The organism is Bradyrhizobium sp. 142, assembly GCF_023074015.1.
In the GTDB taxonomy this organism is placed as follows: domain Bacteria; phylum Pseudomonadota; class Alphaproteobacteria; order Rhizobiales; family Xanthobacteraceae; genus Bradyrhizobium.
This window is the reverse complement of sequence record NZ_JADPKQ010000299.1, coordinates 41,183-53,544: the sequence shown is the minus strand read 5'-3', so window position 1 is coordinate 53,544 and position 12,362 is coordinate 41,183. Positions and strand designations below refer to the sequence as shown.

The window sequence follows — 12,362 nt, the reverse complement described above, 5'->3', positions numbered from 1 at the left end:
CACCCGGGATCAACGGGATCGACTTTGGAGTAAATGACCTTGCAACAGCCCGACAACCCGATCGGCACGAGGTTGTCACCCATGTCTTAGGTACGAGCTGTTACCTATGTCTCCGGTCTGGACACTTGAGCGCTGGTGCCGCAAGAGGGATTCGAACCCCCGACCCCGTCATTACGAATGACGTGCTCTACCAACTGAGCTATTGCGGCGAACCCTGCCGGGCCTGGGCAATGCCGGCCCCGATACGCGCGCTCCTGATATCGGGCACGGCCCGAATTGGCAAGGACAAGCGGGGCCCAAAATGCGGCTCACGCGCCCCAGCGGGACCAGAATCCCCGCCACCCGCCGGCCTGGACCTTGGGCGTGCCGATTTGTTCCGTAAATTCATCTCTTGGACCCTCGTCATCGATGCCGGGATCATCCGGGGCGCGGACAATCGGGATGACGGCGGGGATCGGCACGGGTGCTGGTTTGCCGAGATCGGCACGGGTCCGGAACACCGGCGTTGCTGCTGGCGGCGATGATTCGGCGGGCTCGGCGGCCGGTTTGGCCGGCTCGGCGGTGACCACCGTCTCCTCTTTGGCCTCCAGGGGTGAATTGTCCTGCTCGGCGATCGCCGGCGCAGCTGCGACCGGTTCCACCTTGCTCCCGCTCACGACCGTCACTCGCTTCGGTGGCGGGGCCGCGAGCATCGCTTCCTCGAAGGCCGAGGACTCGATCATGGTGCTTCTGTCGGAGGGCAGGCTGGCAACCGGCGTCTGCCACTGGAACGCGTCGAGCCGGCCGGTGACCGGGGACACCGGGCGCCAGCGGTCGCTGACATAGCCGTCCGCGGTCCAGGCCGGATCGTGGCGGGCGCGGACCGCACGCAAGGTCCAGGCGCGGGCACGGCCGCCATCGCCATGCTCGGTGCGCTCGATCTCGGCCATCAGCAGGGCGACACGCTGGGTCGGATCGTTGACGTAAGGCGCGAGCGCCTCGCGGGCGCGGGCGAATTCCGAGGCATCGATCGCGGCACGCGCGATCGCGAGCTGGCCTTCGACGTAGCCGGGCTTGTCACTGGGGATTTTGGCCGCAAGCGTCTCGACGCGCTGCACGCGCTGGCGCGCGGCATCGCCGAGCTTCACATGCGCATAGGCGTCGGCAAGATCGGGATGCGGGTTGGCGAGCCAGGCCGCCTCGACCAGCTTCATGGCGCGGCGCACTTGGTGCGCCTCGCTCTCGAATTTCGCGGCGAGCACCGCAGCCGGCACCAGCGTCGGCGCGAGCTTGACGGCCTCCATCACGCTTTCGCGCGCGACGTCGCGGTCCATGGTTTCCAATTCCAGCGCACGCGCCGTGAGCAGCACGCCGCGCTGCCGGCGATAGGCCTGCTTGTCGATCAGGCCCGCGGACAGGTTCGAATCGAGAATCCCGAGGGCGCCACTCCAGTCGCCCCGCGCGCAGCGGAAGCCGAGCACCGCATGCGAGGCCCAGGTCGAGGACGGCGACAGCTTGATCGCTTCCTCCGCGATCATCACGGCGCCGACCGCATCGTCGGCGCGCTGCGCCTCGATGAACAGGCCGCGCAGTCCGAGCAGCCGCGTATCCTCGCGCTCGGCCATGGCGCGGAAGGCACGCTGCGCCTCGTCGCGATTGCCCTCGAGCTGGGCCGATTGCGCATGCAGGAGTAGCGCGAGCGGGTCGTTCGGCGCATGGCGCCGCGCCGCCTCCGCGTGCCGGCGGGCGAGCGCGGTGTCGCCATGGCCGATCGCCAGCAGGCCGTGGGTGATGGCATGGCGGCCGCGCGCGTGACGCTTTTCGTGGCGGCGGCGACGCAGGCGCCCCGGCGTACGCCAGATCGTCGTCAGGATGCTCCAGACCAGCACGACCGCCGCGGCAAAGAGGCCAAGCAAAAACACGAACCTGGGAAGCGTCGTTGAGGCGCGGAAACCGCCCGCGGTCAGGACGAGATCGCCGGGCTGGTCGGCAACCCAGGCCGCGCCGGCCGCCGCCAGCGCGATCAGAACGAGGAACAGGACGATGCGAAGCATGGCGATCCCTATACGCGCGGATTGTTGCGCGAATCTTATTGAGCAGGCTTGGCGAGATCCGCCATGGCATCGTCGGCGAATTTGCGGGACGCGGCGAGCGCGGCATCGCGCGCATTGGCCTTGTCCAGCCAGGCTTGCGCCGGGGCGAGATCGGCCTCAGGCAGCGCCTTCAGCTCGCGCCGCGCTTCGACGAAATCGTTGCGGAGCGCCGCCGCCGTAACTCGTGCGACGATAGCGCCGCGATCGTTGCCGACGCCGTCGGTGCGCTCGATACGAACCAGCTTTGACGCGCCGGCCTGAAGGCGCTCGACGATGCCGGCACCGCTGGCTGGCGTCTCCGCCGGCGGCGACAATTTTGGCACGATGTTGAGGAGCTCGCGGCTCAGCGCCACTGGTGTCGGGATGCCTGACGACGCAAATACCTCGAGCGGCTTCAGCATGCCGGGATCGGCCGCAAGCGACCGCGCCGCGGCGAGCTGCGGTGCATAGGGATCGCCATGGCGAACGGCGACATCGAGCAGGGCTGCCGCCACGACGTGGCGCAGCGGCTTGTCATCCATCGTCGGCGCGCTCGCGATCTTCTCACCCTGTTGCGCGAGCTCGGCCCGCTCGGACTTGCTGGCGCGCTCGAGCTGGGTGATGCGATCATTAAGCGCGGCGAGATCGGGAGACGTGGCCCCGTCCCGCGGCGCCGACTTCACCTCGTTCAACGCGCTCGCGGTCTTGTCGGACTGCGTCCGCAGATTGGCGATGTCGCTGCGCAAGGCGCCAAGGGACTTTTCCAGCGCGTCGATCCGCGCGACCGTGGCGGGATCGGCCGCGGGCTTGCCGGCCTTGGCTTCGACAATTGCGACGCGCCCGCTCAGGGCATCGACAGTCGCGCTCGTCACTTGCGGAGCGGCGGGCGGCGCCTGCACCGCAGGCCAGCCCAGCATCCAGCCGACCGCGATCACGATCGCTGCTGCCACCGCGCCGGAGATTGGCGCAACGACCCAGGGCGACACTGGTGTGGACGCGATGGCGGCCTGCGCCTCGCTGCGCTCGGGCTCGGCTTCAGCCTTCTCGGATCTTGCCGGTTCAGGCTCGGCGTGTTCAGGCGCTGGCTGAGCCTCCGGCTCGCCCGCCGCGTCCTGCGGCTGGGTGGAGACTTCGGTCGCCTCGAGGTCGATGGTGGGCGGGGTGCGCTTGGCGCGGCCGGACTCGCGGGCCAATCCTGCATCTTCAGGCTTGTCGTCGGCCATCGTGACGGTTCCTCAAACTTACATGCCCTGCACGGATCTTCGGGCGGACCCGATTTCGCCGGATTCGGCCCGTCCTCTTACGCCAAACGGGTCCGCAAAGCACGCTCCAAGGCGTCAAACAAGGCATTTTCATCCGGCGTCGCCGCCACCAGAACCTGCGACGCACCGGCCTCGCGCAACACGCCCGCGACCGTCTCGGACAGGCAGCATTGCGGTATCGCCAGCGCCGAAATTTCGACACCCTCGTCTTGTGCCGCCTCCAGGAAGGCCCGCGCGCTGCGGCGGGAGTAATGCAGCACCGCCCTGATTCCGTGGGCGGCAAGCCCCTCGCAGACCTCGCGCGGCAAGTGCTTGACCGGGGTCATGCGATAGGTGGTCTGCGTGATCACATTGAATCCTTCGGCACCGAGCTCGCCGCCGAGATCGCGCGACAAGTCCGCGCCTGCCAGATAGAGTAGCGTGCTTCTTTTCTTCACGACCTTGTCACGGGCGCTCTGCACCACCTTGTCGCGCAATGCCGCGGCATCGCCGCCGGCGATGATCACCCTGGCGAAACCGGCATCGCGCGCGACAGCAGCGGTGTGTTCGCCCACCGCGAACAGCGGCAGCCGTAACAGCTCGCGGTTCTGCAGTTGCGGCGCGACGGCGCGGATCGCGTTGGCCGAGGTGACGATAATGCCCTCGTAATCGGCTTCGCTTTCATCATGGAAAGCGACCGGCTCGAACTTGAGCACCGGCGCAAACAGCACCGAATGGCCCCGTGCACGCAAACCTTCCGCCGTCGCCTCATTGTCGGATTGCGGCCGTGTGACAAGAATGGACATCGCTCGTGTTCCCCGGCGCATCGTCGTGACGCTTCCCACAAGGACGGCTGCGCGCGGCAATTGCGCAGGGCGCCCCCGGAATGCTACCGGACGTACCAGAACTCTGCTTTACGGATCAGCGCAAGGGCGCAAATTGGACAGCAATTCGCCAATGCTGGTACTCGGCATCGAAACCACCTGCGACGAGACCGCCGCGGCGGTGATCGAGCGCGCAACCGACGGCAGCGGCAAGATTCTGTCCAATATCGTGTGGTCGCAGGTCGAGGAGCATGCCCGTTTCGGCGGCGTCGTGCCGGAGATCGCCGCGCGTGCCCATGTTGACCTGCTCGACGGCATTATCGACCGGGCCATGCGCGAGGCCGGCATCGGCTTCGCCCAGCTGAGCTGCGTCGCGGCTGCCGCAGGTCCCGGGCTGATCGGCGGCGTGATCGTCGGGCTCACCACCGCCAAGGCGATCGCGATGGTGCATGACACCCCCCTGGTCGCGGTGAACCATCTGGAAGCCCATGCGCTGACGCCGCGCCTGACCGACGGTATCGAATTTCCCTACTGTCTGTTTCTCGCTTCCGGGGGCCACACCCAGATCGTCGCGGTCACCGGCGTCGGCCAATATGTGCGGCTCGGCACCACCGTCGACGACGCGATCGGCGAGGCCTTTGACAAGGTCGCAAAGATGCTCGGCCTTCCCTATCCGGGCGGCCCGCAGGTCGAGCGCGCGGCGGCGAGCGGCGATGCCGCGCGCTTTGCGTTGCCGCGGCCGATGCAGGGACGCCCCGATGCCAATTTCTCGCTGTCGGGATTGAAGACCGCCGTGCGCAACGAAGCGAGCCGGATCACGGAGATCACGCCGCAGGATGTCAGCGACCTCTGCGCCAGCTTCCAGGCCGCGGTGCTGGACTCGACGGCCGACCGGCTGAGCGTCGGCCTGAGACTTTTCCGTGAACAGTTCGGCCCACCGCATGCGTTGGTTGCCGCTGGAGGCGTCGCCGCCAATCAGGCGATCCGCGGCGCCTTGCATGACGTTGCCAGGCAGGCAAGGACGCAACTGATCATGCCGCCGCCCGCACTCTGCACCGATAATGGCGCGATGATCGCTTGGGCGGGCGCCGAACGTCTCGCGCTCGGCATGACCGACACGATGGACGCGCAGCCCCGCGCGCGCTGGCTGCTCGACGCCAACGCCACGGCACCAGTGGGCTACGGCAACACCCGCGCGGGGTTCTAGCGATGGATACCTTCCAATCCGTCGCGGTGATCGGTGCGGGCGCGTGGGGTACGGCGCTGGCGACGGTGGCGGCGCGCGCCGGGCGGAACGTGACGCTCTGGGCACGCAATGCGGACCACGCGACGCGAATTGCAGCGAGCCGGGAAAACCCGCGGCTGCCCGGCGTGCGGCTTGCGCCGGAGACCGTCGTCACGAGCGATCTTGCTGTCGCCGCACGCGCGGACATGCTGCTGGTCGCCGCCCCGGCGCAGCATCTGCGCGGCACGGTCAACATGCTGGCCTCGCATCTGACAAAGCCGACGCCGGTCGTGGCCTGCGCCAAGGGCATTGAGCACGGCACGCACAAATTCATGACCGAGGTGATTGCGGAGGCCGCGCCCCATGCCCGTCCCGCGATCCTGTCAGGCCCGAGCTTCGCCGACGACGTCGCGCGTGGCCTGCCCACCGCGGTGACGCTTGCGGCGAAAGATGAGGTCTTGGCGAGCGCGCTGGTGCAGGCACTGGGTTCGCCGACGTTTCGGCCCTATCACTCCACCGATATCCGCGGCGTCGAGATCGGCGGCGCGGCCAAGAATGTGCTGGCGATCGCGGTCGGCATCGCGGTCGGGCGCAAGCTCGGGGCCTCCGCCCAGGCCGCGCTCACGACTCGCGGCTTTGCCGAACTTTCACGGCTGGGCCGCGCGCTCGGCGCGCGCAGCGAGACGCTTGCCGGTCTCTCGGGGCTCGGCGATCTGATCCTGACCTGTTCGAGCCCGCAGTCGCGCAATTTCGCGCTCGGCCTCGCACTCGGCCACGGCGAGCAGGCGCCCGCCGGCAAGCTTGCCGAGGGCGAGTTCACCGCACCCGTGCTGATCGAGCTCGCAGCTTCGCAAAACATCGAGATGCCGGTATCAGAAGCGGTAGCGTCGATCCTGAGCGGCAGGAGTACGATCGATGCTGCGATCGACGGGCTATTGACGCGCCCCTTCAAGGCAGAGGAATGACATCTTCCGTCATGCCCGCGCTTGTCGCGGGCATCCACGTCTTGATATTGAACACGGAAGCAGAGACGTGGATGGTCGGGGCAAGCCCGGCCATGACGAACGGATAGGGCGCACGATGAACTACTGGTTGGTAAAATCCGAACCGTCGGTGTGGTCCTGGGACCAGCAGGTGGCCAAGGGCGCCAAGGGCGAGGCCTGGACCGGCGTGCGCAATTTCACCGCGCGCCAGAATCTCGTGAACATGAAGAAGGGCGACAGGGCGTTCTTCTATCATTCCAACGAGGGCAAGGAGATCGTCGGCATCGCGGAAGTCATCAAGGAGGCCTATCCGGACCCGACCGACAAGACCGGAAAATTCGTCTGCGTCGACATCAAGGCGGATAAGCCCTTGAAGACGCCGGTGACGATGGCCGCGGTCAAGGCCGAAAAGAAGCTCGCCGACATGGCACTGGTGAAATATTCGCGCCTGTCGGTGCAGCCGGTGACGGCGGAGGAGTGGAAGCTCGTCTGCAAGATGGGCGGGCTTTAATTGAAGCTGCTGTAGCCCGGATGGAGCGAAGCGCAATCCGGGAAAGTCTTCGTGTGGCACGATCCCGGATTTCGCTTAAGCGAAATCCGGGCTACGGGTCCGTGCTCAACTGTCCGGCAGCGCAAAGACCTCGCATGGCGCGGCGATGCCGCGTAGTGAATGCATCCCGAGCGTGACCAAGGGGATGTCCGTCTCGGCAGCAAGCGTCCCCGACACCAGCACGGTTTGGCCAAGCGGCTTGCACAATCCTTCGAGCCGGCTGGCAAGGTTGACGGCGGGGCCGATCGCCGTGAAATCCAGCCGATCGGCGGCACCGATATTGCCCCACAACATCTCGCCGAGATGAAGCGCTGCGCCGAACGCCAGGGGCGGCAACCCCTGGCTGCGACGCTCTTCATTGAGATGGGCCATTCCGGCTTTGGCCGCGCCTGCCGCACGCAAGGCTGAATCGCAGGCACGTCGCCGCTCCGCGTCGACCACCGGGAAGATCGCCAGCACGCCGTCGCCGATGAATTTCAGCACCTCGCCGCCGAAGGCGTGAACCGCACCGGCGATGCGGTCGAACCAGGCGTCGAGCGCCGCGATGACATCGGCGGGCGGATTGGTCTCCGATAATGTCGTGAAGCCGCGCAGGTCGGCATAGAGTAGCGCAGCCTGGATGGTCTCGCCGAGGTCGCGCCGCAACGGCGCCGCCAGTACCCGCGCAGCGCTGCGTTTGCCAAGATAGGCATCCAGCGTCGCCCGCAACGTGGCGCGCGCGGCGAGCAGAGCGAGCGGCGTCGCGGCAAAGCGCGCCGCCTGGCGCAGTTGATCGATTTCGCGTGGGGTGAACGGACGCGGCCCGATCCAACCGAGCAGCGGCCCATCATGGCGGCCAACGACGTCTTCGTGCACCTCGCCACGCGCGGTGCCCCGCAGCCAGCGGCGACCGGCATCGTTGGGCGGGTCGGGCGCCAGTCCGCCGGGGGCAAAGCCCAGCGCTTCGATCACCTGGCCGCTCGCCGCGCGCCACAACCAGGTCCGCTTCGCGATCAGCGGGTGTGGCACCTCCAGCGTCAGGGCGCCGGCCGCAAGCGGAACGCCGTCGGCGACCAGGTGGGCGCCGAGTTCCGCGAGCAGACGGTCGGCCCCGGCGGCATCGGAGGCGGCGTCGACAAGCCAGGCGAGGGTCGGGGAGAGTTGCATGGCCCCGATGATGGCGAAGACAGGCCCGCTTTGTCACGGGCAATCCTTGACGAGCCGCTTTGGCGCCGCCATGTGCCAGTGTGAGCCTAGGGATGATCGCCGATGACCGAACCGTTCGTAGTGCGACGCGAGACCCAGATTGCGGCTCCGCGTGCCACCGTCTTCGCCTATTTGACTGATCCCGAGAAAATCCTGAGCTGGATGGGGTCCGATGCGACCACCGAGCCGCATCCCGGCGGGCTCTATCTGCTCAAGGGCATCGGCCCGCGCGGCGGCATCGCTCGCGGCGCCTTCCGCGAGGTCGTGCCGGTGCATCGTCTGGCCTACACATTCGGATGGGAGGCCGGCCAGGAGGTGCCGCCGGGCTCGAGCCTGATTGAGATCGATCTGATCGAACGCGACGGCGGCACGCTGCTCCGCATGACCCATAGCGGCTTGCCGACCGAAGAACAGGCGGCCGCCCACGCCAAGGGGTGGGCGCACTATCTGGAGCGCCTCACGATTGCAGCTGCGGGCAGCGATCCGGGTCCCGACAAGGGTTTGGCCGACGAGGCCTAGCTAGCGAAGCGCGGGGTCAGACCGCCGCTGTCGTAACCACCTGCGCCAGAAGCTGCTCGCGTCTGGCTTGTGAGCGCTGGCCCTTCATGGTCGCGGCGAAGCGTTCGAGGATCCCGTCCTCGAAGGCGGTGACGATGGTGTCGTGCACATAGCTCTTGCGGCAGATCGCCGCCGTGTTTGAGAGCTGATCGGCGGCGGCCCGGATCGCGTCCAGCACCTGCTTCTTGCGGCCGCGCTGACTAATCGCCGGCGTGATCCGCGACAGCGATTCCACCACGACCGCAGAGGCCATCAGGGTGCGGAAATCCTTCAGCGAAATCTTGATGCCGGCGATTTCGCGCAGGAACGCGTTCACCTGCGTGGTGTTCACGGCCCGCACGGTGCCGGAGGCATCGCGATACTGGAACATGCGCTTGCCCGGCACGCCCTGCAGAATGCCGATCGCGCGCACCAGCTTGGCCGCGTCGCATTCCTTCCGCACTGCCTTGCCGCCCTTCGCCTTGAACGTCAGGACGAAACAGTCGTCTTCCAGCGAGACGTTGGACTTCAGCAGCGTGGTGGCGCCGCGGGTGCCATTGAGACGGGCATAGGACTCGTTGCCCGGGCGGATCGCGGTGCGAGCGATCAGCTCGATTACGGCCGAGAGGGCGAACTCGCGCGTCGGTTCATCGCCCGACAGGAACATCGAGACCTTGCGCCGGATTTTTGGCAAGGCGCCGACGAGCTTTTCCAGTCGGTGCGCCTTGCGCTGCTCGCGGACCTTTTCCCAATCGGCATGATAGCGATATTGCAGCCGGCCCGCGGCATCGCGCCCGACTGCCTGGAGATGCGAGCTCGGATCGGCCGAATAGCGCACTTGGCGATAGGCCGGCGGCACCGCCATCGAATGTAGCCGGCGGATGGTGCGGGCGTCGCGGATATGGGCGCCGTTGGGGCGGACGAAGGAGTAGCCCTTGCCGCGCTTGATGCGCCGGATCGTCAGCTCGTTCTGGTCGCCGAGCCGCAGGCCCAGTTCCTTGGCCAGCGCCTCGACAGTCACCGCAGGCGCCGTGTCGAAGGCCTTTTTCGGGCTGGGACGCCTGAAAGTGGCCGGTTTCGGCCATTGTCCGAGGGCTTTGGCCAGTGCAATATCGGCAGGATCGGCTGAAGCGGGCCGTATCGTCCCGAGATTCTGCTGATCCATCATAGTGTTATGCCTTAGCCCTGCCTGTTACCGGTCAATGCCGCTGTTCTGATTCTTGTTCCAATGGGCCTCTGTGGGCCCGGGTTGGCCATTTAGGGTGTTCCGAACCGTATTGCGAGTCCCGAATCGGTGAGAGGCGGTTTCTAAATACCGCTCGCGGATGCAAAGGAGCCCCTGCGGAGGCCATTCCGGGGATTGGGTAAAGAACCGAAAGGCAGGCTCCAGCCTGTTTCAGATCTGCGACAGTCACAATTGGCCAGCTTGATCCTTCGCATGGCCGGCGGACCGCCGAAGGTCCAGCTTGTGGTCCTTGTCGGGTCCGGTTAGCCCGACGCATAATCAGTTCAAGATCAAATCGGCTTGCCCGTCGCTTGCGTTCGGCTTGCCGTATGTGGAGGGAAAAGAAAACATGTCCGAGAAGATCTACGACGTCCCTGCGGAGTGGGCGAAGCGCGCCTGGATCGACCATGCCAAGTACCAGGAGATGTACGCCCGCTCGCTCTCGGACCCGAACGGATTCTGGGCCGAACAGGCCAAGCGTATCGACTGGATGAAGGCGCCGACCAAGATCGAGAACGTCTCGTTTGCACCCGGCAACATCTCGATCAAATGGTTCGAGGACGGAGTCCTCAACGTCGCCCATAACTGCATCGACCGGCATCTTCACAGCCGCGCCAATCAGACCGCAATCATCTGGGAAGGTGACGATCCCTCGCAATCCCGGCACATCACCTACAAGGAGCTGCACGACGAGGTCTGCCGGATGGCCAACATCCTGCGCACCCGCAACGTCAAGAAGGGTGACCGCGTCACCATCTATCTGCCGATGATTCCGGAAGTCGCCTACGCGATGCTGGCCTGCGCGCGGATCGGCGCGATCCACTCCGTGGTGTTCGCCGGCTTCTCGCCCGACAGTCTCGCCCAGCGCATCAACGACTGCCAGTCCAAGGTGGTCATCACCGCGGACGAAGGCCTGCGTGGTGGCAAGAAGGTGCCGCTGAAGGCCAATGTCGACGCGGCGCTCACCAAGGCCGATGGCGTCGACTGGGTCGTCGTGGTCAAGCGCACCGGCGGCAAGATCGACATGAACCCGACGCGCGACCTCTGGTATCACGAGGCGGCGGCGATGGTGACGACCGAATGCCCGGCCGAGCACATGCACGCCGAGGACCCGCTGTTCATCCTCTATACGTCGGGCTCGACTGGCCAGCCCAAGGGCGTGCTGCACACATCGGCCGGCTATCTCGTGTTCGCCGCGATGACGCACCAATACGTCTTCGACTATCACGACGGCGACATCTACTGGTGCACTGCCGACGTCGGCTGGGTCACCGGCCACAGCTACATTCTCTACGGGCCCCTGGCCAACGGCGCGACCACGCTGATGTTCGAGGGCGTGCCGAACTACCCGGACAATTCCAGGTTCTGGAACGTTATCGACAAGCACAAGGTCAACATCTTCTACACCGCGCCGACAGCGATCCGAGCGCTGATGCAGTCGGGCGACGACCCCGTGAAGAAGACCTCGCGCGCCAGCTTGCGCCTGCTCGGCTCGGTCGGCGAGCCGATCAATCCGGAAGCCTGGGAGTGGTATCACCGCGTCGTCGGCGACGACCGCTGCCCGATCGTCGATACCTGGTGGCAGACCGAGACCGGCGGCATCCTGATCACGCCGCTGCCGGGCGCGACCAGGCTCAAGCCGGGCTCGGCGACGCAGCCGTTCTTCGGCGTTGCGCCTGAAATCGTCGATGCCGACGGCAAGGTGCTGGACGGCGAGACGTCAGGCAATCTCTGCCTGACGCGGTCATGGCCGGGCCAGATGCGCACCGTCTATGGCGACCACGACCGCTTCGAGCAGACCTATTTCTCGACCTACAAGGGCAAGTATTTCACCGGCGACGGCTGCCGGCGCGATGCCGACGGCTATTACTGGATCACCGGGCGCGTCGACGACGTCATCAACGTCTCCGGCCACCGCATGGGCACCGCGGAAGTCGAGAGCGCGCTGGTGGCGCACGAGAAGGTCTCGGAAGCGGCCGTGGTCGGCTTCCCGCACGACATCAAGGGCCAGGGCATCTACGCCTATGTGACCCTGATGGCCGGCGTCGAGCCGACCGAGGAGCTGCGCAAGGAGCTCGTCACCTGGGTGCGCAAGGAGATCGGCCCGATCGCCTCGCCCGACCAGCTCCAGTTCGCACCTGGCCTGCCGAAAACCCGTTCCGGCAAGATCATGCGCCGGATCCTGCGCAAGATCGCCGAAGACGAGCCGGGCAGCCTGGGAGACACCTCGACGCTGGCCGATCCCGGCGTGGTCGACGATCTTGTCAAGAACCGGCAGAACAAGAAGCAGGCATCGGCGTAAGGCTCCGGCCTCGTGCTACGGACGCTGCGCAGCCGAGGCACATGCCTACGTCATTATGCCCGTGGGAAGATGGTCCCGGCTCAGCGGCGCGTCACTTGCGTGCCGCGCCGCGTCCGGGACAGGAGGCTGCACGGGCGCTGACGCCCTCTGAAATAGCCACCGTTCATACCTCACACGCTTGTCAGGGCGCGTCCCGCCGTCACCCGCATCTTTCCCGCCGAGTGTTGTTTTCAGGTTAT

At 66.4% G+C, this 12,362-nt stretch carries 10 protein-coding genes and 1 tRNA gene; 5 read left to right on the top strand and 6 right to left on the bottom strand.

Features of this window, described 5'->3' with window-relative positions; all coding sequences use genetic code 11:
* Positions 1–133: 133 nt before the first annotated feature.
* The 4 genes from IVA82_RS26950 to IVA82_RS26935 form a co-directional block, all read right to left on the bottom strand.
* Positions 134–209: transfer RNA gene (locus IVA82_RS26950), tRNA-Thr, on the bottom strand.
* Positions 210–308: 99 nt separating this feature from the next.
* Positions 309–2,033: a heme biosynthesis HemY N-terminal domain-containing protein gene (locus IVA82_RS26945; protein WP_247391536.1), complete on the bottom strand. Its 1,725-nt coding sequence runs from the start codon at positions 2,031–2,033 to the stop codon at positions 309–311.
* 35 nt (positions 2,034–2,068) lie between these two features.
* The gene (locus IVA82_RS26940; protein WP_247391535.1) at positions 2,069–3,274 is read right to left on the bottom strand and encodes a hypothetical protein; all 1,206 of its coding nucleotides are present in this window, start codon (positions 3,272–3,274) and stop codon (positions 2,069–2,071) included.
* Positions 3,275–3,351: 77 nt separating this feature from the next.
* A complete protein-coding gene (locus IVA82_RS26935; protein WP_247391538.1) occupies positions 3,352–4,098 on the bottom strand; it encodes a uroporphyrinogen-III synthase in 747 nt (248 codons plus the stop codon).
* Positions 4,099–4,249: 151 nt separating this feature from the next.
* Between IVA82_RS26935 and tsaD the strand changes: the two genes are divergently transcribed.
* The 3 genes from tsaD to IVA82_RS26920 all read left to right on the top strand — a co-directional run bounded on the left by tsaD (position 4,250) and on the right by IVA82_RS26920 (position 6,835).
* Complete coding sequence (gene tsaD / locus IVA82_RS26930; protein ID WP_247391534.1) at positions 4,250–5,323, top strand: tRNA (adenosine(37)-N6)-threonylcarbamoyltransferase complex transferase subunit TsaD; 1,074 nt, start codon at positions 4,250–4,252, stop codon at positions 5,321–5,323.
* A gap of 2 nt (positions 5,324–5,325) precedes the next feature.
* The gene (locus IVA82_RS26925) at positions 5,326–6,306 is read left to right on the top strand and encodes an NAD(P)H-dependent glycerol-3-phosphate dehydrogenase (RefSeq protein ID WP_247391533.1); all 981 of its coding nucleotides are present in this window, start codon (positions 5,326–5,328) and stop codon (positions 6,304–6,306) included.
* Between the two features lie 115 nt (positions 6,307–6,421).
* The gene (locus IVA82_RS26920) at positions 6,422–6,835 is read left to right on the top strand and encodes an EVE domain-containing protein (protein ID WP_247391524.1); all 414 of its coding nucleotides are present in this window, start codon (positions 6,422–6,424) and stop codon (positions 6,833–6,835) included.
* Between the two features lie 105 nt (positions 6,836–6,940).
* Here IVA82_RS26920 and IVA82_RS26915 read toward each other — a convergent pair whose 3' ends face one another.
* Entirely contained in the window at positions 6,941–8,020 is a 1,080-nt protein-coding gene (locus tag IVA82_RS26915) for an adenylate/guanylate cyclase domain-containing protein (RefSeq protein ID WP_247391522.1), read from the bottom strand.
* 102 nt (positions 8,021–8,122) lie between these two features.
* Between IVA82_RS26915 and IVA82_RS26910 the strand changes: the two genes are divergently transcribed.
* Positions 8,123–8,578, top strand: a complete 456-nt coding sequence (locus IVA82_RS26910) for an SRPBCC family protein (protein WP_148743912.1) — start codon at positions 8,123–8,125, stop codon at positions 8,576–8,578.
* A 16-nt stretch (positions 8,579–8,594) separates the two neighbouring features.
* On the opposite strand, the gene IVA82_RS26905 is transcribed toward IVA82_RS26910, so the two are convergent.
* Positions 8,595–9,764 (bottom strand): DNA topoisomerase IB, encoded by a 1,170-nt coding sequence (locus tag IVA82_RS26905; RefSeq protein WP_247391520.1) that lies wholly within the window; start codon positions 9,762–9,764, stop codon positions 8,595–8,597.
* A 406-nt stretch (positions 9,765–10,170) separates the two neighbouring features.
* On the opposite strand from IVA82_RS26905, the gene acs reads away from it, so the two are divergent.
* A complete protein-coding gene (gene acs / locus IVA82_RS26900; RefSeq protein ID WP_247493636.1) occupies positions 10,171–12,123 on the top strand; it encodes an acetate--CoA ligase in 1,953 nt (650 codons plus the stop codon).
* Positions 12,124–12,362 lie beyond the last annotated feature (239 nt).